General features: G+C 69.7%; 17 protein-coding genes and 1 pseudogene. 9 read left to right on the forward strand and 9 right to left on the reverse strand.

Translation table 11 applies throughout. The annotated features are described in order from the left end of the window. Positions 1-11 precede the first annotated feature (11 nt). From OHA25_RS24870 to OHA25_RS24880, 3 genes and pseudogenes are all read right to left on the reverse strand, one after another. Positions 12-899: pseudogene (locus OHA25_RS24870) on the reverse strand (LLM class flavin-dependent oxidoreductase); the annotation flags it as partial. 163 nt (positions 900-1,062) lie between these two features. Beyond that, on the reverse strand, positions 1,063-1,590 hold the full coding sequence (locus OHA25_RS24875) for a MarR family winged helix-turn-helix transcriptional regulator (RefSeq protein WP_327589908.1): 528 nt from the start codon (positions 1,588-1,590) through the stop codon (positions 1,063-1,065). A gap of 92 nt (positions 1,591-1,682) precedes the next feature. Then, on the reverse strand, positions 1,683-3,521 hold the full coding sequence (locus OHA25_RS24880; RefSeq protein WP_327589909.1) for a hypothetical protein: 1,839 nt from the start codon (positions 3,519-3,521) through the stop codon (positions 1,683-1,685). 206 nt (positions 3,522-3,727) lie between these two features. On the opposite strand from OHA25_RS24880, the gene OHA25_RS24885 reads away from it, so the two are divergent. After that, the gene (locus tag OHA25_RS24885) at positions 3,728-5,185 is read left to right on the forward strand and encodes an RICIN domain-containing protein (RefSeq protein WP_327589910.1); all 1,458 of its coding nucleotides are present in this window, start codon (positions 3,728-3,730) and stop codon (positions 5,183-5,185) included. 43 nt (positions 5,186-5,228) lie between these two features. Here OHA25_RS24885 and OHA25_RS24890 read toward each other — a convergent pair whose 3' ends face one another. Then, a complete protein-coding gene (locus OHA25_RS24890; RefSeq protein ID WP_327589911.1) occupies positions 5,229-6,311 on the reverse strand; it encodes an amidohydrolase family protein in 1,083 nt (360 codons plus the stop codon). Between the two features lie 149 nt (positions 6,312-6,460). On the opposite strand from OHA25_RS24890, the gene OHA25_RS24895 reads away from it, so the two are divergent. The 4 genes from OHA25_RS24895 (at position 6,461) to OHA25_RS24910 (ending at position 9,494) form a co-directional block, all read left to right on the forward strand. Further along, positions 6,461-6,892 (forward strand): SRPBCC domain-containing protein, encoded by a 432-nt coding sequence (locus tag OHA25_RS24895; RefSeq protein WP_327589912.1) that lies wholly within the window; start codon positions 6,461-6,463, stop codon positions 6,890-6,892. Further along, on the forward strand, positions 6,882-7,277 hold the full coding sequence (locus OHA25_RS24900; protein WP_327589913.1) for a helix-turn-helix domain-containing protein: 396 nt from the start codon (positions 6,882-6,884) through the stop codon (positions 7,275-7,277). The genes OHA25_RS24895 and OHA25_RS24900 overlap by 11 nt, the downstream gene beginning before the upstream one ends. Positions 7,278-7,282: 5 nt before the next feature. Beyond that, a complete protein-coding gene (locus tag OHA25_RS24905; RefSeq protein ID WP_327589914.1) occupies positions 7,283-7,969 on the forward strand; it encodes a DUF899 domain-containing protein in 687 nt (228 codons plus the stop codon). 148 nt (positions 7,970-8,117) lie between these two features. Beyond that, positions 8,118-9,494, forward strand: coding sequence for an alpha/beta hydrolase family protein (locus tag OHA25_RS24910; RefSeq protein WP_327589915.1), 1,377 nt, complete (start codon positions 8,118-8,120; stop codon positions 9,492-9,494). Here the strand turns inward: OHA25_RS24910 and OHA25_RS24915 are convergent. Beyond that, positions 9,455-11,188 (reverse strand): serine/threonine-protein kinase, encoded by a 1,734-nt coding sequence (locus OHA25_RS24915; RefSeq protein ID WP_327589916.1) that lies wholly within the window; start codon positions 11,186-11,188, stop codon positions 9,455-9,457. The genes OHA25_RS24910 and OHA25_RS24915 overlap by 40 nt on opposite strands. A gap of 158 nt (positions 11,189-11,346) precedes the next feature. On the opposite strand from OHA25_RS24915, the gene OHA25_RS24920 reads away from it, so the two are divergent. Together OHA25_RS24920 and OHA25_RS24925 are read left to right on the forward strand one after the other, a co-directional pair. Beyond that, entirely contained in the window at positions 11,347-13,563 is a 2,217-nt protein-coding gene (locus OHA25_RS24920; RefSeq protein ID WP_327591039.1) for a glycoside hydrolase domain-containing protein, read from the forward strand. Beyond that, a complete protein-coding gene (locus OHA25_RS24925; protein WP_327589917.1) occupies positions 13,560-14,834 on the forward strand; it encodes a glycosyltransferase in 1,275 nt (424 codons plus the stop codon). The genes OHA25_RS24920 and OHA25_RS24925 overlap by 4 nt, the downstream gene beginning before the upstream one ends. 53 nt (positions 14,835-14,887) lie before the next feature. Here OHA25_RS24925 and OHA25_RS24930 read toward each other — a convergent pair whose 3' ends face one another. The 4 genes from OHA25_RS24930 to OHA25_RS24945 all read right to left on the reverse strand — a co-directional run bounded on the left by OHA25_RS24930 (position 14,888) and on the right by OHA25_RS24945 (position 18,496). Next, a complete protein-coding gene (locus OHA25_RS24930) occupies positions 14,888-16,534 on the reverse strand; it encodes an AMP-binding protein (protein WP_327589918.1) in 1,647 nt (548 codons plus the stop codon). Between the two features lie 62 nt (positions 16,535-16,596). Next, positions 16,597-17,079 carry a cupin domain-containing protein gene (locus tag OHA25_RS24935; protein WP_327589919.1) on the reverse strand — a complete coding sequence of 161 codons (483 nt, stop codon included), beginning with the start codon at positions 17,077-17,079 and terminating at the stop codon, positions 16,597-16,599. A 60-nt stretch (positions 17,080-17,139) separates the two neighbouring features. Next, positions 17,140-17,598, reverse strand: coding sequence for an acyl-CoA thioesterase (locus OHA25_RS24940; protein ID WP_327589920.1), 459 nt, complete (start codon positions 17,596-17,598; stop codon positions 17,140-17,142). Beyond that, positions 17,588-18,496: an acyl-CoA thioesterase gene (locus OHA25_RS24945; RefSeq protein WP_327589921.1), complete on the reverse strand. Its 909-nt coding sequence runs from the start codon at positions 18,494-18,496 to the stop codon at positions 17,588-17,590. Before OHA25_RS24945 ends, OHA25_RS24940 begins: the two co-directional genes overlap by 11 nt. 122 nt (positions 18,497-18,618) lie before the next feature. On the opposite strand from OHA25_RS24945, the gene OHA25_RS24950 reads away from it, so the two are divergent. Both OHA25_RS24950 and OHA25_RS24955 read left to right on the forward strand, forming a co-directional pair. After that, a complete protein-coding gene (locus tag OHA25_RS24950; RefSeq protein WP_327589922.1) occupies positions 18,619-19,038 on the forward strand; it encodes a RidA family protein in 420 nt (139 codons plus the stop codon). 118 nt (positions 19,039-19,156) lie between these two features. Beyond that, positions 19,157-21,520 carry a bifunctional salicylyl-CoA 5-hydroxylase/oxidoreductase gene (locus tag OHA25_RS24955; RefSeq protein ID WP_327589923.1) on the forward strand — a complete coding sequence of 788 codons (2,364 nt, stop codon included), beginning with the start codon at positions 19,157-19,159 and terminating at the stop codon, positions 21,518-21,520. Positions 21,521-21,860 lie beyond the last annotated feature (340 nt).

Here is a 21,860-nt window from a genome sequence, read left to right on the forward strand (position 1 = left end):
GTCTTCGCCTGGCGGGCGGCGGCGACCAGCTCGCGGGTGGCCGGCGCGACCTGCCGGCCGAAGATCTCCAGGGTCGCCGGGTCGTCACCCATGATGATGTAGCCGGAGAAGCCGTACTGCCGGGTCAGCGCGGCGAGTGGCTCGGCCCACTGCTCGGGCGGGCCCGACAGCAGCCGATCGCTGGGCGGGCCGAAGGTCCCGCCGATGTTGAGCAGCCGGCGGATGGCGGAGGGATCGCGGCCGGCCTCGACGGCGGCCGCGTCGATGGTCGCGTTCGCCTCGGCGAGCTGGTCCAGGCTCTGGACGTACGGCAGCGACGGCAGCCAGCCGTCGGCCTTGCGGCCGATCAGCCGCAACATCCGGGGCTTGTAGGCGCCCAGCCAGATCCCGATGTCGTGCGCCGGGGCGGGGCCGCGCTTGGCGCCTTCGACCTGGTAATACGTGCCGTCCACGCGCAGACGGGTCTTGTTGTCCGCGTCCCAGACGCCGCGGATGATGTCGATGGCCTCATCGAGCGCGTCCACGGCCTGGCCGGGGCTCAGCCGGCGGCCGCCCATGGCCTCGATGGCGTCCCAGAACCCCCCGGCGCCCAGCCCGAGCTCGAAGCGTCCGCCACTGAGCAGGTCCAGGCTGGCCGCCGCGCGGGCGAGCACGGCGGGTGGCCGCAGCGGAAGGTTGATCACATTGCCCGTGACGCGGATCCGCTCCGTGCGGGCCGCGACGTAGCTCAGCAGCGTCCAGGTGTCCAAGAAGCCCGGCTGGTAGGGGTGGTCCTGGAAGGTGGCCAGGTCCAGCCCGGCCTCCTCAGAGGCCTGCGCCAGGTCCAGCACCTGCTCGGGCGCGGCGTTGGCAGGGGTGATGAACGACCCGAACAGCAGGTCGTGGCCGTAGTCAGCCATGAGTTCCCCGTTCATCGATCTGTTACAGATGTGTGGCTGCACAAACTGTATGTAGAGAATATGTGTTGCCAAACCACAGATCTCGCTCGGCTATTCCAGGCCTTGGCAACGCGACCGCGGCCCCCGGCGCAGAAGCGCCCGAGGCCGCGATGACGCCATGCTGTTACACGCCGGGGGCGGCGGAACCGGTGCCGAGCACCTCTTCGACCACGACACAGGGATCGGTGTCCGCCTCGATGTCACGCACGCCGCAGGCCGCCCGCCGCAGCAGCTTGCGGAACACCTCACGCTCGTCGGCGTCCAGCGCCTCGAGAACGCGGTCTTCGACCGCCCGCACCCGCTGCTCGAGATCGCGCAGCGTGGCGGTCCCCTTGTCGGTGGCGACGATCTTGCGCTGCCGCCGGTCGGCCGGGTTGAGCCGGCGCTCCACCAGGCCCGCCTCGACCAGGTCGTCGATGAGGTAGGTCAGCACGGTCCTGTCGATGCCCAGATGCGCCGCCAGCGCCAGCTGACTGGGCTGATCACCGTGGACCACGGTGGACAGTGTCTGATAGCCGCGCGGCCCGTGCGGCAGGTCACCCAGCACCGACTCCAGCGAGCCGTGGAGCGCCCGCAACAGCACTCCAAGGGACCAGCCGAAATCTCCCTCGGCGTGCTCGGCCGCCGGTGAGGACGTCCCTTTGGTGCTCATGAATTCGACTATACGGCCGGCGTGCTGCCGCGCTGTCCTGCAGGAGGCGGGGCCCGACCTGGCCCGCTCGGTCGGCGGGCCAGACCCGGACGTCAGCTCTGGCAGTGGATCGGATAGGCGGCCTCCATGGACGGCTTGTTGTGGTTCAGCACCTCAAACCGGACGACGCCGTCGGTCTTCGGGTTCCGGTGCCAGTGGAAGGCCTGCGCCTGCAGGAACCCGCCATCGCCGATCTTGCGCGTGAAGGTGTCCTGCGGCTTGCCATCGACGACCCACCGGTAGGAGATCTCCGTTCCCGGGGCGGCGAGGAGCGTGGCGTGGGCGGTCGGGTACGGCGCCTCCGCGCAGTCGCCGTAGTAGGCCATCGGGGTGAAGCTGGCGAACCGTACCGTGCCGGGCTCGGGAGTCTGCGTCCAGCACGTGCGGCGGTAGGGGGCTTCCTTGGCCGCCTTGTTCTGATTGAGCAGCTCGATGCGGATGGTGCCGCTCTTGGTCTGCTTCGTCCAGTCGTACCAGAAGTCGCCGATCGACTGGGGGCGCCCGGCATGGAGCTTCTCGGTCCTGGTCACGCCGGGCTTGCCGTCGACCACGACACGGTAGCTGATCTCGGTGTCCCGGTCGGACACGACCTTCGCGCTGGTGGTGAGCGCGTAGTAGGAGGTGCAGTCACCCTGGTAGAGCGGGGTCAGCACGTCGTGGATGACCACGTTGGCGGTGTCGGGCTCCTTGCACGTGACGGTGAACTGCCGCTCGGCGGGCTCGCCGCCCTCGGCCCCGAGGGCCGCGCTGTGGCGGCCACCGACGCTGATCTGCCAGATGGCGGAGGTGTACTGGGACCTGGGCTGGTCGCTGGCCGGGAAGTCCACGGTGTGCTCCCGCCACTTCACGCCATCCATCAGCCACCAGTAGGTGACTTTCTGCGCCGCTCCAGCCGGGAGGTTGACGGTGCCCGTGACCTCGTAGTTGATGGGCTCCGCGCAGCTTCCCTCGTAGTCCCCGGGCCAGAAGGTGAGGATCTGCGCCGTCGGCTTCTGACCGGGCCGGCCTGTGGGCGTCGAGGTCGGCGTACCGGTGGCGGTGGGGGTGCCGGTTGGCGTGGGAGTGCCGGTCGGGGTGCCGGTCGGGGTGGGAGTGCCGGTCGGGGTGCCGGTCGGGGTGGGAGTGCCGGTGGGAGTCGGGGTCGGACCGGGCTTGCAGGTCACGTGGTACGCCGCCCGCCCGGAGTCGTGGCCGCCGGCGTTGAGGATGTGGATGGCCTTCCAGCCGCTCATGGAGTTCCCCACGCTGAGCGGCAGGGTGACCTGGCGCAGGTGCGGGCCGCCGGCGGCGAAGTAGAGCGACGCCGGCCGTCCCTCGCCGGTGGCGCTGTCGATCCACTGGTAGTCGACCTTGGCCGGGGTCCGCGACACCTGGATGGTGGCGGTGAACGTCACCGTCGTCGGGCAGGCGCCGTTGTAGGTCGCCGGGCGGACGTCGACGTCCGCGGCGGACTCCAAAGGCTTGCCCGCGTCGGCGGGCAGCGGGTGAGAGGAGTCCCACACCGTGGCGGGTCCCTCACAGGCGATCCTGAACCGGGCCTTGCTCGACAACCCACGCTTACCGACGATCTCCACCGCCTGCCACCCGGACGTCGTGCGATCGAACGTCTGCCGATCGCGTACCACGACCTTGCGTGCGCCGTTGACGCGGAAGCTCTTGATCGCGCCCTTGCTGCCGTCACCGCGCACCCACCGGTAGCGCACGGTGCCCTTGCCCTTGGCCGCCACCACGGCGGAGAAGCCGACCGTGGTGGGGCACCCGCCGGAACGTTGGGCGGGGCTTGCCTTGACCTGCGCCACCGCCGTCTTGATCGCCGGCGCGGCGAGCGCGGGAGGAGCGGCCAGCAGGCTGCTGAGCACCGCGGCGCCCAGCAGCAACGCTGTCCTCTTCATGGGGGTCCCTTTCTCTGCTCTGAAAGCCACATGATCGCGAGCAGACCTTGGAAGCCACTGCAATCCCACTGGTAACAGTTGACAGAGCATTGACAATCTTGTTGGGCGCCATGACACTCTGCGAAACGCGTCAGAAACGTGGGTGTAGGTCGGCACGGGCATGTTAGCGCGAACATTGATCTTCGTTCTGACAACGGAGGATCGGCATGATCACAGGGTTACGTGCGCACCTCATGAGCCTGTTGCGGGCGGTCGCGGCAACCGTGCTGCTCTCCGGTGCCGTCGTCGTCCATGCCGAGTCACCGGCACACGCGGCTCCGGTGACCATCACCAACGGCACCCAGTTCCGTGACACCAGCGGGAATGTGCTGCACGCCCATGGCGGCGGCGTGCTGAAGTCAGGCGACTACTACTACTGGTTCGGCGAGCATCGCAATCCCGACAACACCTTCCGCGCGGTCTCGGTCTACCGGTCCACGGACCTGCTGAACTGGGAGTTCCGCAACAACGTCCTCACTCAGTCGTCGCACGCCGAGCTCAACGTCGCCAACATCGAACGACCGAAGGTCATCTACAACAGCTCCACCGGCAGATTCGTCATGTGGATGCACAAGGAGAACGGATCCAACTACAGCGAGGCGCGCGCCGCCGTCGCCTCCTCCGCGACCGTGGACGGCGCCTACACCTACCACGGCAGCTTCCGCCCGCTGGGGCAGCACATGTCGCGGGACATCACGCTCTACAACGACAACGGCACGGCCTACATGATCTCGGCGGCGGATGAGAACTACGACCTGCACATCTACCGGCTCACGCCGGACTACCTGAATGTCAGCTCGCTCGTGGGCAACTTCTGGAACGACGCCCACCGTGAGGCGCCCGCACTGTTCAAAAGGGGCAACGTCTATTTCCTGCTGACCTCGGGAGCGACGGGCTGGAACCCGAACCAGGCCCGCTACGCCACCGCGTCGAGCATCTCCGGCCCATGGACCGGGTGGACCAACGTCGGCGACGGTACGACGTTCAGCTCGCAACCGGCGTATGTGCTGCCGATCCAGGGCTCGTCGACCACTGGTTACCTCTACATGGGGGACCGCTGGGCCGGCGCCTGGGGCGGACCGGTCAACGATTCCCAGTACGTCTGGTTGCCGATCACGTTCCCGTCCGCCACCAGCATGAGTCTCACCTGGTACCCGCAGATCACCATCGACACCGCCACCGGCGTCATCACGGGCAGTGGCTCCACGCCCTCCTACCGGATCACCGCCCGGCACAGCGGCAAGGTGATGGACGTCGTCAGCGCCTCGACGGCGAACAACGCCGAGGTGAAGCAGTATCCGTGGAACGGCGGCGGCAATCAGAAGTGGCAGTTCCAGGACGTCGGCGGTGGCTATTACCGGCTGGTGAGCCAGAACAGCGGCAAGTGCCTGGACGTGGCCGGCGGCTCCACGGCGGATGGGGCGAACGTCATCCAGTACACCTGCGGCGGCGGTGCCAACCAGCAGTGGCAGTGGGCGGCCACGGGCGGCTACTTCCAGCTCAGGGCCCGTCACAGCGGCAAGTGCCTGGACGTGGCCAACGCCTCCACGGCCGACGGTGCGGACATCCAGCAGTGGGCTTGCGGCAGCGGCACCCACCAGCAGTGGTCCCGCACGCAGTCCTGAGAAGGCCACGGTAACGGGGAGTGCCCAGTCCGCCGGCGGCGTGTCATCTGACGAGCCGGCCGCGGTGAATGACGCGCACAGGTCGGTCCAGGACTGTCACGTCAGTACGGGGATCCTGGTCGTAGGCCACGACGTCGGCGGGCGCTCCAGGCTCCAGACCGGGAAATCCGAGGAAAGATCGTGCCGTCCAGGACGCTGCGCCGATCGCTGCCGCTGCGGGCATCGGCGCCGCCGCCAGGTGGCGTACCTCGCCGCTCACCCGGCCATGCGGGAGCACGGGCGTCCCGTAGCTGTCGGTTCCGGCCAGCACCGTCACGCCCGCCTCATGGGCGGCGGACACCAGCGGTCCGAGACCGGCGTGAGCGGCGCGGAACCAGTCGCGGAAGCGGGCCGAGCGCGAGGCGCGGGCGACGTGCTCGAAGGTGCGCCAGACGGTAAACGTGGGCACGAGCGCCATGTGCTGGGCAGCCATCCGGTCCAGGAGATCCACCTCGAGGCCGAGGCCGTGTTCCAGGCTGTCCACCCCGGCCTCGACCGCCGCCCTGGCGCCCTCGGCCGTCTGCGCGTGCACGGCGACCCGCCCTCCTACAGCGTGCACCCGCCGGGTGGCCTCGGCGAGCCGGTCGGCAGGCAGGTGGGGACCGTACAGGCCGCTTTCGTCGACCACCCAGTCGGCGTAGATCTTGCACCAGCCGCCGGAGGCGAGCGCCTCCTCGACCGCCGCGTCGGCCATCTCCGCCTCGCCGACGTGCCGTACCCAGCCTTCGTAGAACATGCCGGGCAGTCCCAGCCAGCGGCCCGCGGACAGCACCCGCGGCTGGTCCGGCTCAGTGCCGAACCAGCTCGGCAGGCGATCGGCCGAGCCGGGCACGCGCAGCAGCGTCACGCCCGCCGCCAGATGCTCTCTGCCGTGCCGCCGGAGCACGTTCGCATCGAGCGGGTCACCCGGCTGTTCCGCGCCGGGATGGGTGTGGGCATCCACCAGACCTGGCAGCAGCCAGCAGTCGTCCACAACGGTCGTGGCGCCCGGCACCGGCTCATCCGTCAGCAGGCCGTCCTCGATCCAGAACTCGACGACCTCCTCCGACGGCAACGCGATGCCGCGCAGGTGCATCGGCTCGGTCACGAGGAACGGTTTCCCCAGGCTGTGCCATCGGAACCTCGCGGGCCGGGATCTCGCGGCCGCCTCCGCCGCAGGCGGCGCGCTCGGCTTGACGCAACCGTTCGGTTGCCATAATGTGGCAACCGAACGGTTGCTACATGTTGAGAGGTGTCATGGGCTTCCCTGATCGCATCGAGCGGACCGTCGAGCTCGCTCACCCGCCGGACAAGGTGTGGGCGGCGCTCACCACGGCCGAGGGGCTGGGCGCCTGGTTCGGCAACGAGGCGACGATCGACCTGCGCCCGGGCGGGGCGGCCCAGATGAGGTGGTCCGACGGGTCCGCGGTCGACATGCGCGTGGAACGGGTGGAGGAGCCGACGGTGTTCGGGTTCACCTGGCAGATCCACGAGCTGCCCGACGATGATCCGCGCCGCACCTATGTCGAGTTCACGCTCGAACCGGCCGGTGCGGGCACCCGGTTGCGGGTGGTCGAGACCGGTTTCGCCCAGCTGCCGGAGGAGGTCTACCGCGAGGCGTACGACGGCCACGTCCAGGGGTGGGCGCGCGAGCTCGGCGAACTGGCCGGCCACCTCGATGCCGGCTGAGAGCGAGGCGCTCGCCGAGCAGGTCTTCATAGCGCTGGCCGACCCGAGCCGGCGGGCCATCCTGGCCGCGCTGGCCGCGGAGGGGCCGGCCACGGCCACCGACCTGGCGGGCCGGCTGCCGATCACGCGGCAGGCGATCGCCAAGCATCTGGCGCTGCTGGCCGAGGCCGGCCTGGTGACGGCAGAGCCGGGGGAGCGGCGCCGGGTGCGCTACCGGCTGCGTTCCGCGCCGATGCAGGTGGCGCAGCAGTTCCTGGCCGCGCTGGCCCGCGACTGGGACAGCCCGCTCGGGGCATTGAAGGACCACCTTGACCGAGACGCGCGCAAAGACGCCACAATTCCGCGCGGCGAAGACCGAGACGGCACGGCTGACCAAGGAAGGTGAACATCATGATGAAGACACCACCGATCGTCACACCGGGAGAGTGGGAGGCAGCGCGCGAGCAGCTGCTCGTCAAGGAGAAGGAGCTGACCCACGCCAGGGACGCGCTGGCCGCGGAGCGCCGGCGGATGCCGTGGATAGCGGTGGAGAAGGACTACGCGTTCGACGGACCCAAGGGCAGGGCGAGCCTGCTGGACCTGTTCGAGGGCCGCCGTCAGCTGATCGTCTACCGGGCCTTCTTCGATCCCGGTGTGGAGGGCTGGCCCGACCACGCGTGCGTCGGCTGCTCCATGGTGGCCGATCATGTCGGCCACCTCGCCCATCTGAACGCCCGCGACACCACCCTCGCCTTCGTCTCACGCGCGCCCCAGCCGGACATCGAGCGGGTGAAGGCGCGGATGGGCTGGACGATGCCCTGGTACACGCTGACCGACGAGTTCGACGCCGACTTCGGTGTGGACCAATGGCACGGCACGAACGCGTTCATCCGCGACGGCGACAGGGTGTTCCGCACCTACTTCATCAACAACCGCGGCGACGAGGCGCTGGGGAGCACCTGGAGCTACCTCGACATGACCGCGCTCGGGCGGCAGGAGGAGTGGGAGGACTCGCCCGAAGGCTATCCCCAGACCCCGCCGTACGAGTGGTGGAACTGGCACGACGCGTACGGCGCCGCCGAGCCGGCACAGGGGTAGCCGGCGCCCGGCGGGCCCTTCCTCCGCAAGGCCGCTCAGCGGGCCCTTCCTCCGCAAGGCCGCTCAGCGGACCCTTCCTCTGCACGGCCGCTCGGAGTATGAACGAATCATCACCCGCCCGAGCAGGTCGCCCCGGAGGTGACGGCAGATGCGCCGTCGGAGCTTGATCGTGTCCGCCATGGCGTTATCGGCCGTGCTGCTCACCTCCACCGCCGCGGACGCGGCGCCCGGTGGGCACGTCCGCGACGACCAGCCGTTACCCGGCTACACGATCGACAACCCGCCCCTGGAGCCCATGATCGTGGGTGGACGGCCGAGCCGGGTCCTGCAAGGGGTGCACGGGCATGCGGCCTTCGACATCGAGGTGCCGCCACGGTGGAACGGCGCTCTGCTGATGTGGGCCCACGGGTTCCGTGGCGACACCCGGGTGCTCACCGTGGATCCGCCCGGCTACGGGTTGCGGCGGCGGCTGCTGGACCAGGGCTATGCGTGGGCCGCGTCCTCCTACTACGCCAACGACTATGACGTGCGGGCCGGCGTGCTGAGCACCCGCGACCTTGCCGATCACTTCGGGCGCGTGGTGGGCAAGCCGCGGCGGACGTTCCTGGCCGGGGTGTCCATGGGCGGTCATGTCACGGTCCGCTCACTCGAGCAGTATCCGGGCTACTACGACGCGGCCCTGCCGATGTGCGGGGTGCTCGGCGACCACGAACTGTTCGACTTCTTCCTCGACTACCACCTCGTCGCGCAGGATCTGGCGGACGTGCCCGCCTACCCGTTCCCCGCTGACTACGCCACCTCCGCCGTGCCGAAGATCCAGGAACGGCTGGGGCTGGCCGGCCCGGGTCCGGTGAACGAGCTCGGCGAGCAGTTCCGTGCCATCGTCGTCAACCTCGGCGGCGGCGAGCGTCCCGGGGCGCAGGCCGCCTTCGCGTACTGGAAGGACTTCCTGTTCGGGCTCGCGGGACCGGCCGGGGAAGGCACGCTGGCACAGGAGCCGGGCAGGGTGGCGACGAACCTCGACACCAGCTACCTTCCGGGCTCGCCGGTGAACGTCGACGCGAGCGTGCAGCGGGTGCCTCCCGAGGATCCGGTGGCGCGCAGGACACACCGGTTGACCGCCGTGCCCGCCGTCTCCGGCAGGATCGACGTGCCCGTGCTCTCGTTGCACAACCTGGGCGACAACTTCGTGCCGTTCTCCATGGAGCAGCACTACCGGGCCGACGTGTCCCGTCACGGGCGCGACGGGTTGCTGGTGCAGCGGGCGATCCGGGCGGTGGGGCACTGCGAGTTCAGCGACGCCGAGGTCGGGGCCGCCTGGGACGACCTGGTCCGATGGGAACGCGGCGGCCCGCGACCCGCTGGGGACGATGTGACCGACGCGGCCACCGTGGCGAACCCCGGCTACGGGTGCCGATTCACCGACCCGGACGCCTGGTCCACGGGCACCCGCCCGCTGTTCCCCGCCTGCCCGGCGGGCGTCGTCTACCAGAGGACCCAGGGGCTCTCCGCGCCGCCGCCGTAAGCGGCCGTGCCCGTTCTCCTCCACCGCTGGCGTACGTCGATCTTGGCTCCGGTGCGCGGAGCCGTGACCTTGAACGGGCCGCAGGTGGCGATCCCACCCGCGGTCGACGGGGAGACGTTCGTGCAGATGAAGGGCTGCGAGATGTTCGTATCCGCGTCGGTGTTGAACAACTGGACGTGGATGTCCGAACGTACCGAGCTGGATCCTCTGATCCGCCCTTGCAGGTAGAAAGTATCGCCCACCATGGCGATACAGGGCGACCTCTCCGTGCCGCTGCCGGTTCCCGCGGAGACCCACGCACGGCATCGCCAGCTCGGCGTCGGGTCCGCGGGTTTGGGCGTGCGCTTGTCGGCCGTCGGCTCGACCGCCGTGGGTGTCGATCGTTTCGGCTGGGGCGTCCGGACGCGGGTCGTCTCCGGCTTGGTCGAACGCGGCGGGCTGGGCGGTTCGGAAACGGTTGTCTCCGGGGTAGGGTTCCGCTCCGTCCGTAGCTTGGGTGAACGCGCTGGGGAGCTTTCCTTCGCGGTGGACGGGGTGCCGGCTGTCGCGGGCGGATCGTCGGCCGATGGGATCGAGGAGCCGGCCGCAACGGGCGCGGCGGCCCCCGCATCCGGTGCCCGCCATGGTGCCACGACGGCCACTGCCGCCGCGCTGAGCACGAGCGCCATGCAGGTGGTCGCGACGATGACCAGCCGCTGCCGGGATCGTCCGCGCCGAGTCGAGGCCACGGTCCCGTCGTCGGCCGGGGCGGTCCGGGCTGCGGTGGAGACGCCGTCCGTTCCTGCAGCGGGGGGAGGAGGCGGCGAAGGGAGGGACTCGGAGGTCACGGACGGCGCCTCCTGCCTGGGGACCGGGGGCAGGGCGGGCCACTCGGCCAGCGACGGCGCCGCCTCGCTCAGCGCCATCGCCACCTGCCGGGCGCTGGGACGTCCGGCCGTATCCTTCCCGGCGCAGGCCGAGATGACCGACCACAGGGCGTCAGGCATTCCCGGCAGCCGCCGCGGCATGGCCATCGCATGTTGCCTGAGCAGCGCCATCGGGTGGTCGCCGACGAAGGGCGGGCGCCCGGCGAGCAGCTCGTACAAGATCAGGCCCAGGGCGTACACGTCCACCGCCGGAGTGGGAGCGCCGCCTTCGGCCACCTCGGGGGACAGGTACACGGGTGTGCCGATGATCGAGGTGGTCTGCGTGAGGCCCGGGCCGTGGACGATGCGGGCCACGCCGAAGTCCGAGAGTCTCACCTGTCCCGTGGCCGCGTCGATCAGGACGTTGCCCGGCTTGATGTCACGGTGCACGATGCCCACGGCATGCGCGACCGCCAGCGCGTCGGCGACCTGGCCCATCAGCCGGGCCGCTTGCGCCGGAGGCAGGGTGCCGCGCTGGTGGAGGAGGGTACGGAGATCACCGCCCTCGATGAGGTCCATCACCAGGGCGAGACGTTCTCCCTCGATGACGAAGTCGCGCACCGTGACGATGTTGGGATGACGCAGGGTCCGCATCACGTTGCGTTCCTGCACGAACCTCAGAACCAGCTCCTGGTCGCCGGCGAGGCTGTCGCGCAGCAGCTTCACCGCCACGGTCTCCCCGGTGTCCCGGTGCCGTGCCCGCCAGACGGTCCCCATCGCGCCGGCGCCGATCTCGTCCAGAAGGACGTACCGGCTTCCCAGAGACGCCTCGGACCCGCCCGTAGCCATCAGCTGTGCTCCCCTCCGACAGATGGAGATCACAATAGTCAGGTAGATCGACAGCGAGCGATTTTTGTGCGGCTGGGGAACGGAGTTCACCTGGCCGAAACCTAAGGCGGGATCGCTCTGGGTAGAGTCCCGCCATCCTCGACAACGTTGATCCCTTCATCGGCACCGCGGCGACCGATCTGCCTCGAGCACGCGGTCTGGCCGCCACTTGGTGGTGGCCGAAACCACAGGTAGGCAACACCCATCCGGGTGCGACGTCGCCGCTGGGCATGGTCTCGGCCTGCGCCTACTCCGGCGCGTACCCGACCGGATACGGCCGGTACGCGAAGAACACCGAGGGCGTGCCCGAGGAGATGTTCGAGCAGCTGCAGGCATCCGGGTTCACCCATTTCCAGCAGTCAGGCACCGGCGCGATCCGCAAGTACTACAACTACGTCCGGGTCACCCCGATGGTGCAGCCGCTGGATGTGCTGGGGGAGGCTTGGCGGCTGCACGACGAGGTGGCGGAGGCGGGCTACTACGCGGCCACCCTGGACACCGGGGTCCGCTGCGAGCTCACCGTCGGCGCCAAGGTCGCCGTGCATCGCTACACGTTTCCCGCGCACAGCAGCGCCCGCGTCGTGATCGATCTGTCCTGTGGTGGCCTGGCCATCGAGCTCGGCCAGACCGTGCCCTTGCGGGCACAGGTGGAGAGCATGGGCCACGGCAGGGCCCAAGGCACGGTGGTGATGGAGGGCGTCCCGCTCTCGGTGTACCTGGACGTCGACAGCCCGGGCTGGCGGCAGATGCTCTGGTACGACCGGCGGCTCATCGACGGCGGCACGCGCCTGGACTTCGACAGCATCCGGCACACCACGCTCCGGCCCTTCGGCATGCTCTTCATGGGGCCGGCCGCACCGGGGCAGACCATCGAGGTGCGGCTCGGGTTCTCGCTGCGCGGGTGCGACCAGGCGCGCCAGAACCTGGAGCGCGAGTGCGGGCATGGGCAGCAGGCGTTCGACCTGGTGCGTTCCCGGACCCAGGCCAGCTGGGGCGAGCACCTCGACCGTGTCCAGGTCGAGGGTGGCACGCCCGCACGCCGCACCGTGTTCGCGACGGCGCTCTACCACGCGCTGATCAAGCCGTGCATCGCCGACGACGAAAGCCCGTTCTGGCCGAACCAAGGGCCGTTCGCGTTCGACGTGTGCACCATGTGGGACATCTACAAGACACAGCTGCCGTTGCTCGCGGCCATCGTCCCGGACCGGTTCGAGGACCTGCTGGAGTCGCTGATCCGGGTCTGCGAGGAGGAAGGCAACTTCCCCGTCGGCTATCGGATGTCCCGCGGCGCCGACCGGTTCTTCCGCCAGGCCAGCGCGCTCGTCCACACCGCGCTGGCAGACGCCCACGCGCTCGGCCGGGCGGAGCTGGACTGGAGCTGGGCGCTCGTGCACATGGTCGGTGACCTGCGCCGCCTGTACGGCGAAGACTTCTTCGAGCACGGGGTGGTGCACCCGATCACCCACACCCTCGACCTCGCCTACGGCCACCACTGCACGGCACAGGTCGCCCGGGCGCTGAACGACCGGCGCCTGGCCGACGATCTCGAGGACCGCAGCCGTCAGTGGTCCAACGCCTTCGACCCGAGCACGGGACTGCTGCGCGACTCGGACTTCTACGAGGGCGGCAAGTGGAACTACTCGTTCCGGTTGCTGCACGACATGGCCGCGAGGATCGCCCTGGCCGGCGGTGACAAGGACTTCATCGACAAGCTGGACAGGTTCTTCGGCTTCGACGCCGCACCGGTGACGCAGCCCGGCCGGCGCCCGCAGCCGGCGGAGATGGCGGCCGGATACGCCCTGAACCGGTTCGAGGGGTTGAACAACGAGCCCGACATGGAGGCGCCGTGGGCCTACCACTACGCGGGCCGGCCCGACCGCACGGCCCAGGTGGTCCAAGCGGCGCTGACCTGGCAGTTCGGCACCGGACCCGGCGGGTTGCCCGGCAACGACGACTCCGGCGGCCTGAGCTCCTGGTACGTCTGGGCGTCTCTGGGGCTGTTCCCGATCGCCGGCCAGAACCTGTTCCTGGTCAACGCGCCCGCGTTCGACCGGGCCGTGCTCCAGGCCGGCGGCAACGAGTTCGTCATCGAGACCAGCGGGCACCGCGAGCGGCCGATCGGTGTCGACGGCATCGATCGTGACCCACCGCCGCAATACGTCCAGTCGGCGACCCTCAACGGCAAACCCCTGCACGCGACGCACCTGAGCGCCGCCACCGTGCACCGCGGCGGCCGGTTGCATCTGCGGCTGGGCCCGGAGCCGTCAGCGTGGGGATGGGGGATCCGCCCGCCATCCCTTTCCGATCCACCCGCAACACCGGAGGAAGCGCGATGACCCACATCCGTCGCCGTCTCGTCATCGTGGTCAGAGCTGACCCGGTCATCTGTGGTCACTCCGGCGAAGCCCGCAACCTCGCCGAGGTGGCGCTGACCCGCGGGTTCTCCGACGTACGGCTGTTGACCTGGCCGATTGCGACGCTGCAGGCGGCCGGGTTGCCGCTCAAGCCGCTGGACCGGCTGCTGCCGTACAGCGCCGGGATCACCGTGGAGCGGCCGGAGGCGGTCGGGGACTACCGGGTGCCGGACGGGCGCCACCAGGCCGGCCTCACCGGCCGCCTCGTCGAGCTGCTCGCCGAACCGGTGCCCACGATCTGCCTGTCCATGTACCTGTCTCCGCACACCTCGGTGGTGGTGGACGCGGTCGGGGCCGCCCGCGCGGCCGGGTTCGCGCCGAACGTCCACACCATCGCGAAAGCGGTCGGCTCCGACGTGACCAACGTGATCAAGTCATGCCTGCGGGAAGGCCGGTTCGGCGCGGCGACCGTGCTGTTCACCACGTTCCTGGCCAACGACGAGGTCGTCGCGGTCTCCGAGTACACCCGGCAGGAGATCGTCGCCTCGGCCGAGCAGGTGGACGCGCAGTGCGGCACCACGTTCGCCGAGCAATGCCGGCGCCGCGTGACCGTCAGCTACCCGCCGATCGACTCCGCCGCCTTTCTCGACCTGGATCCGGCGCACGTGGACGCCGCACTCGCGCACCGCGGTCTGGAGCGTGACAGGTACATCCTGTTCCTGTCCCGGGTGACTCCGGCCAAGGGGATCTACGACCTGGTGTCCGCCTTCGGCCAGATGCGCTGCCGGTCGCGCGTGAAACTGGTCGTCGCCGGCACCGGGCCGGTGCTGGAGCACGTACGGGCGATGGCCGCGGAGGACGACCGGGTGGTGTTCCTCACCGATGTCGACGATCAGGAGAAGCCGCTGCTCATGCGCGGCTGTGCGGCCTACGCGCTGCCCACCAAGCCCGAGCCCGACTTCGTCGAGACGTTCGGCATCGCCCTGGCCGAGAAGATGCTGGCCGGCGGTGGGCCGATCATCACCACCATGACGGGCGGGACCCTCGAGGCGGTCGGCGACACCGCCGTCATCGTCGAGCCCGGGAACATCGCCGGTCTGGCCGCGGCCGTGGACCGGGTGGTCCTGGACATGACCGCCGCCGAGCGGCAGGACCTGGAGCTTCGCGCCCGCGCCCGCGCGATGTCCTTCGACCGGGTAGCGGTGTTCGACAGCCTGTTCCCGCAGAGGGCGCCCGCCGTCGGGGCTCGCTGACCGGCAGGCGGCTCGGCCGCTCGCATGGCTGGAGCGGGCCGGCCGGGCGCCGGTCACACCGAGGCCGCCTGCTCGTTCCTGACGATGTCCCGCAGCCTGAAGTGCTGCAGCTTGCCGTTCACGTTGCGCGGCAGGGAGTCGCAGAACCGCACGTCGCGCGGGTACTTGAACGGGGCCAGGACCTGCTTGACGTGATCCTGGATCTCCTTGGCCTTGGCGGCGTCGCCGGTCACGCCCTCGCGGAGCACGACGAAGGCGCAGACCACCGAGCCGCGCTCGGCGTCGGGCCGGCCGACGACGGCGGACTCGATCACGTCGGGGTGGGTGTCGATCGCCGCCTCGACCTCCGGCCCGCCGATGTTGTAGCCCGAAGAGACGATCATGTTGTCGCTGCGTGCCTGGTAGTAGAAGTAGCCGGCCTCGTCCTTGGAGAAGATGTCGCCGGTGACGTTCCAGCCGTTGAGGACATAGTTCTTCTGGCGCACGTCGTCGAGGTAGCGGCAGCCGACGGGGCCGATCACAGCCAGCAGTCCCTGCTCGCCGGGGCCGAGCTCCGAGCCGTCGGGGCCGAGGATGGCGGCGCGGTAACCCGGCACCGGTTTCCCCGTGGCGCCGGGGCGCAGGTCGTCACCGGCGGCCGAGATGAAGATGTGCAACATCTCGGTGGCGCCGATGCCGTCGATGACCCTGAGCCCGAGCCGGTCTCTTAGCTGCTCCCACGTTTGCCGCGGGATGTGCTCACCTGCCGAGACCGCGGTCCGCAGCCCGGCGAGCCGCTGTTCCCTGCCTTCGCGCAGGATCGCCTTGTAGGCCGTGGGGGCGGTCGCGAGAACGGTGACGCCCTCCCGCTGGACGATCTCCGCGAGCTGCGGCGGCGTGGCCGCCTCGGTCAGCAGGGCGCAGGCGCCCGCCCGCAGCGGGAAGACGACGAGCATGCCGAGGCCGAAGGTGAAGGCCAGGGGGGCGGAGCAGGCGACGACGTCGTCCGGGGCCAGCTTCAGCACATGGCGGCCGAAGGTGTTGTCGATGGAGAGGAGGTCGCGGTGGAAGTGCATGGTGATCTTCGGGGCGCCGGTGGTGCCGGACGTCGGTCCGAGGAGCGCCACGTCGTCAGCGGCGGTGTCCACGGCGGTGAAGTCGCCCGGCTTGGCGGCGGCGCGGGCGATGAGATCCTCCGGGCCCGTGCCGCCGTACTCCATGACCGTCAGCGACGGCAGGACGGTGTCGCGAACGGCGTGGACGTCGTCGGCGCACCGGTGGTCCACCAGCGCGATCGAGGGCCTGGTCCGCTCCACGATGGGGGCGATCTCGCGGGCACGCAACGCGGCCATCGTGGTCACGACGACGCCGCCGGCCTTGAGCACGCCGAGCCAGGCCGCGACCGTCCACGGGTTGTTGGGCGAGCGCAGCATGACCCGCTGTCCCGGAACCAGGCCGAGGTCCTCGGTGAGCACGCGGGCGACCTGATTGGCGCGGGTCCGCAGCTCGCCGTAGGACCAGGTCTCCCCACCCGGGGTGCGCAGCGCCGGCCGCTCGGCCCCGAACGTCGCGACGGGGACGTCGATGAGCTCGGCGCCGGCGTTGAGGCGGGCCGGATAGCGCAGCTCCGGCGTGGTGAACTCGATCGTCGGCCACAGGGAGGCGGGGGGCAGGTGGTCGCGAGCGAAGGTGTCGAGGTGTGCTGAGGCCGAAGGAGGCAACGGGGGAGTCCTTCCAGAGGGACCGCCGAGCGTGGACCCGGCGGGTCAGGCGGTGCGGGGGTTCACCGGTCCAGCCAGTCACGCAGGTCGGCGTCCGCGACGTCGGGCAGGTTGACCACGATGTTCTCCGGCGTGCGGGTGGTCATCCACACCAGCGGCGTGGTGCGCGAGAGGTTGCACTCGACGTGCGGCATGTACGGCGGCACGAAGACCCAGTCGCCCTCTTCCATGTCGACGTAGTCCTCGAACTTCTCGCCGAAGTAGATGCGCGCCCGGCCCGACAGGACGTAGCCGCCGGTCTCGGCCTCGCCGTGATGGTGGGACACCGAGCGGTAGCCGGGCTCGTTGCTGACCTTGCCGAACCAGAGGCGGGTGGCGGGGGTGTGCTGGATGCTGACGCCGGAGACCCGGACGGCGCCGCCTGAGTCGGCGGTGTTGACGTTCTCGTGACCGCCGCGCGTCACCACCGGGGCGACGAGACCGCTGGGCAGCCGGTACATCGAGTTGTCGCCGTCGAGGCGGTACTTGCTGAGGTCGGGCTCCATGAGGCCGGCTCCCTTGTTGTGGTCGGCGAGGTGCTTATCTCGTATTTTTCACGGTCGTCATCAATTGTCAATGAACAACGAAGTGAGCCAGGAGGCAGGCCAAGGACGGCTCCGGTCCTCGCCCCGGGGAGCGTGGACGACCACATAGCGCCCTGCCGCGGCCCGCCGCCGGGGGTGTCCGTCGAACTCCTCCCCCCAGACCTCGAAACGGAAGGTCATGGAGGAGGTGCCGACGGCTTCGACGTGCAGCATGACGGTGACCTGCTGGCCGAAGAACAGGCGCTGTTCGAAGTCGACCTCGTAGCGCACCCGGGGCGCGTTGCCGAAGTAGCCGGTGATCCCGCGCTCGCGCATCAGCGCGGCCTCGGCCGCCTCCACGAACCTGGTCACGGCCGTGTTGTGGTGGTGTCCTGAGGCGTCGGTGTCGCTCCACTCGACCCGCATCACCTGTTCGAAAGCGGCCTTGCCGCTCATGGGCTCTCGCCGGTCGGCGAGGGAGAGGCGGTGGTCAGGACGCACGGATGACCCCTTCCTGCGCGACCGTGGCGAGGTGGCGTCCTTCGCGGTCGAAGAAGCGGCCGAGTCCCAGGCCGCGGCCGTTCTGGGCCGCCTCGGCCTCCTGGGCGTAGAGCAGCCAGTCGTCCATCGTGGCGGGGCGGTGGAACCACATGGCGTGGTCGAGGCTGGCGGTGGTGAGCCCCGGACGGGCCCACGGCAGGTCGAGGACGCGCAGGATCGGCTCCAGGATGGTGTAGTCGCAGACGTAGGCGAGGGCGGCCAGGTCGCGTGCGCGCGAGGTGAGCCCTTCGACGGGACGGAGCGGGTCGAAGGGCCGGACCCAGATCGCCTGGTGCGGGACCGGGTCGCCGTCCACCTTCAGATAGACCGGGCCGGGCGCGTGCCGCATGTCGAAGCCGCGACCCGACGACCAATAGTCCTTCGACTCCTTGGTCATGGTGCCGCCCGCCTCCGTGCCCGGCTCTGTCGCGTCCAGGTAGGCGGCGCTGGTCGGCAGTGCGTCGGGATCGGGGAGGCCTTCCGGCCCGGTCGCGGCATACTCACCTCCTTGCTCCCCGGCGTGGAAGGAGGCCATCGCGAGGTACGCGAGCGTGCCGCCGGAATACCCGCGGACGTGCCGCGTGGAGTAGCTCCGCCCGTCCCTGAGGCGTTCGACCTCGTAACGGATCTCGGCGCCGACCTCGACGGGGCGCATGAAGTAGCTGTGCAGCGAATGCAGCGTCCTGTCGTCGCCGGCCGAACGCATCGCCGCGGCGGCGGCCTGTGCGACGAGGTCGCCTCCGTACGCCTTGGGCCAGGGGCAGTCCTGCGACCTGGCGACATAGGCCTCGTCGAAGTGCTCCGGAGCCGTCGGGGTGAGCCTGAGTGCCGCCGTCACGATCTCCGAGGTGGGGCTCATGGATGTGGCTGTCCCTTCAGATCGGTGGTCCGCGGGGTGCGGGGCGAACCGGCGCGAATATATCGTATTCTTCGCGATCGTCAGATAATGTCAATATGAACACCGAGTCGAGGAGGACCGCCGTGAAGCCCATCGCCGTCAATCCCGCAGCCCTTCCGGCGCCGAGCGGCTACTCGCATGGCACGCTGCACGGGAACACGCTCTACCTGGGCGGGCAGACCGCGCTGGACAAGGACATGCGCATCGTGGACGGGGGCATCGTCGAGCAGTTCCGGCAGGCGTTCGGCAACCTGCTGACCACGCTGCGCGAGGCGGGCGGAGAGCCCGGAGACCTGGTCAGCATCACGATCTACCTCACCGACATCGCCGGCTACCAGGCGCACGGCAAGGAGATCGGCAAGGTCTGGCGGGAGCTGGCCGGGCCCGTCTATCCAGCCATGGCCGGCATCGGGTGCACCGAGCTGTGGCAACCGGAGGCCATGATCGAAATCCTCGGCACCGCCGTGATCCCTGACGAGAGGCTGAAGGTTCCCCAGGGCTGAGGCGCCTGGCAGGCGCGCGACGTGGGGCAGTCCAGTCACTGAAATTGCGTATTCTTGACGGTCGTTCGAAATACGGTATAACTTGACGCTCGGCCCGTCGTCACATGAGGAGGACATCGTGCGGATCGCGGTCATCGGGGGAGGGCCTGGCGGCCTGTATTTCGCCGTGCTGGCCAAGCAACTGGGACCGGGACACGAGATCACCGTCTGGGAGCGCAACGCCCCGGACGACACCTTCGGATTCGGTGTGGTGTTCTCCGACGAGACCCTCGGCGGGATCGAGCACGCCGATCCCGGCATCTACCGCCGGATGGAAGCGGAGTTCGCCCGCTGGGACGACATCGACGTCCACTACCGGGGACAGGTGCTCACCAGCGGCGGTCACGCCTTCGCGGCGCTGAGCCGCAAGCGGCTGCTGGAGATCATGCAGCAGCGCTGCCGGGAGCTCGGCGTCACGATCCACTTCCTCACCGAGGCGCCGGACGTGTCCCAGCTCGCCGCGACCCACGACCTGGTGGTCGCCGCCGACGGGGTCAACTCGGCCGTCCGCTCGAAACACGCCGACTCCTTCCATCCCGACCTGGAGCAGCGGGCCTGCAAATACATGTGGCTCGGCACGGACAAGGTGTTCGACGCCTTCAAGTTCTACGTCGTCGAAACGCCCTACGGCGTGATGCAGGGGCACGGCTATCCCTTCGACGCCCACGGCAGCACCTTCATCGTCGAGATGCACGAGGACGTCTGGCGCCGGGCCGGATTCGACGCCCTCGCCGCCCGCCCGTTCGCGCCCGGCGAGTCCGACGAGAGGTCCATCGAGCGGGTCAAGGAGATCTTCGCCGAGGAGCTGGACGGCTGCTCCCTACTCGCCAACAACAGCAAGTGGATCAACTTCACCACGGTCAGGAACGACAGCTGGCGGCACGAGAACATCGTGCTCCTCGGCGACGCCGCGCACACCGCCCACTTCTCCATCGGCTCGGGAACCAAGCTCGCCATGGAGGACGCCCTCAGCCTGGCGGCGTGCCTGCACGAGCGGCCCACCCTCGACGAGGCGCTCACCGCGTACGAGAGCGAGCGCAAGTCCGTCGTCCGGTCGACCCAGCGGGCGGCGCAGGCGAGCCTGGAATGGTTCGAGAACCTCGGGCAGTACGTCGGCCAGGAGCCCGAGCAGTTCGCGTTCAACATCATGACCCGCAGCCGCCGGGTCACCTACGACAACCTGCGGCTGCGCGACCCCGAGTTCGTGGCCCGCGTCGACGCCTGGTTCGCCGGCCGGCAGCCGCAGCGCCCGGGAGACGGGCCCGCGACGCCGCCGATGTTCCACCCCTTCCGGCTCGGCGAGCTGGAACTCGCCAACCGCGTCGTGGTGTCGCCGATGGACATGTACCGGGCGGTCGACGGCATGCCGAACGACTTCCACCTCGTCCACCTGGGAGGAAAGGCGCTCGGCGGCGCCGGGCTGGTCATGACCGAGATGGTCTGCGTCTCCGATACCGGACGCATCACGCCCGGCTGCACGGGCATCTGGAACGACGAGCAGGTGGCCGGGTGGCGCCGGCTCACCGACTTCGTGCACCGCGAGAGCACGGCGAAGGTCGGCATCCAGGTGGGCCATTCCGGGCGCAAGGGCTCCACGCGCCTCATGTGGGAGGGGATCGACCAGCCGCTGCCCGAGGGCAACTGGGAGGTCGTCGCGCCGTCCGCCCTGCCGTACAAGGAAGGGGTCAACCAGGTGCCCCGCGAGCTCACCCATGCCGACATGGAGGAGATCAAACGGCAGTTCGCCGACGCGGCGCGGCATGCCGACGACGCCGGTTTCGACCTGCTGGAGCTGCACTGTGCGCACGGCTATCTGCTGTCGTCCTTCATCTCCCCGGTCTGCAACCGCCGCGCCGACGAGTACGGCGGCGACCTCGCCGGCCGGCTCCGCTACCCGCTCGAGGTCTTCCGCGCGATGCGTCAGGTCTGGCCGAGGCACAAGCCGATGACCGTGCGCATCTCGGCCACCGACTGGGTCGAGGACGGCATCAGCGCCGACGACGCCGTGGCGATCGCGCGCGCGTTCGCCGACGCCGGCGCCGCGGCCATCGACGTGTCCACAGGGCAGGTCACGCCGGAGGAGAAGCCGGCCTTCGGCCGGTCCTATCAGACGCCGTACGCCGACAAGATCCGCAACGAGGTCGGCATCCCGACCATCGCGGTCGGCGTGATCTCCTCCTACGACGACGTCAACTCGATCATCCTGGCGGGCCGGGCCGATCTGTGCGCCCTGGGCCGGGCCCACCTCTACGATCCCAGCTGGACGCTGCACGCGGCCGTCGAGCAGGAATACGCCGGATCCGGCGCGGCGTGGCCCGACCCATGGCGGGCAGGCCGCCGCAAGCCGCAGACGGGCCGGACCGACGGGCCCAAGCCGCGGCTGCAGCTCATCCGCGAGGGCGCGTCCACCACCCGGCACGCCCGATGGAGGCCCGAGCGCTGAACGGCGGCCAGGCGCGTCTCACGAGTTGAGCGCGCAGCTTGTCGAGCCCGACGATCATGGCCCGCGGTTACCCGCCGTTGTGTCCGTGATTCAGCGGACACGTAAGTCCTTCGGTCGCTAGAGTTGAAGCTGTTGCGGAATCCCGTCCGCCTGGGGAATTGAGGAGCACTGATGTCTACAACGATGACCGGAGCTTCCGTTCGCCCTTGGTGACCGCAGTCGCAGGCTTCTAACGCCGCGCGTGTAGCAGCAAAGTCAGCACACATCCCGGTCGCCGGGGCGAGGTGACATGTGTCACCGGCCCTTGGCGCCGTTTGGCGTCTCCGTTCGCCTTTCCGGG

Source organism: Nonomuraea sp. NBC_00507 (genome assembly GCF_036013525.1).
GTDB lineage: Bacteria > Actinomycetota > Actinomycetes > Streptosporangiales > Streptosporangiaceae > Nonomuraea.

Bases quoted from the DNA above. Each gene is read 5' to 3' on its own strand.
- OHA25_RS24875 (WP_327589908.1), bottom strand. From the start codon at position 1,590: ATGAGCACCAAAGGGACGTCCTCACCGGCGGCCGAGCACGCCGAGGGA.
- OHA25_RS24880 (WP_327589909.1), bottom strand. From the start codon at position 3,521: ATGAAGAGGACAGCGTTGCTGCTGGGCGCCGCGGTGCTCAGCAGCCTG.
- OHA25_RS24885 (WP_327589910.1), top strand. From the start codon at position 3,728: ATGATCACAGGGTTACGTGCGCACCTCATGAGCCTGTTGCGGGCGGTC.
- OHA25_RS24895 (WP_327589912.1), top strand. From the start codon at position 6,461: ATGGGCTTCCCTGATCGCATCGAGCGGACCGTCGAGCTCGCTCACCCG.
- OHA25_RS24900 (WP_327589913.1), top strand. From the start codon at position 6,882: ATGCCGGCTGAGAGCGAGGCGCTCGCCGAGCAGGTCTTCATAGCGCTG.
- OHA25_RS24905 (WP_327589914.1), top strand. From the start codon at position 7,283: ATGATGAAGACACCACCGATCGTCACACCGGGAGAGTGGGAGGCAGCG.
- OHA25_RS24910 (WP_327589915.1), top strand. From the start codon at position 8,118: ATGCGCCGTCGGAGCTTGATCGTGTCCGCCATGGCGTTATCGGCCGTG.
- OHA25_RS24915 (WP_327589916.1), bottom strand. From the start codon at position 11,188: ATGGCTACGGGCGGGTCCGAGGCGTCTCTGGGAAGCCGGTACGTCCTT.
- OHA25_RS24925 (WP_327589917.1), top strand. From the start codon at position 13,560: ATGACCCACATCCGTCGCCGTCTCGTCATCGTGGTCAGAGCTGACCCG.
- OHA25_RS24935 (WP_327589919.1), bottom strand. From the start codon at position 17,079: ATGGAGCCCGACCTCAGCAAGTACCGCCTCGACGGCGACAACTCGATG.
- OHA25_RS24945 (WP_327589921.1), bottom strand. From the start codon at position 18,496: ATGAGCCCCACCTCGGAGATCGTGACGGCGGCACTCAGGCTCACCCCG.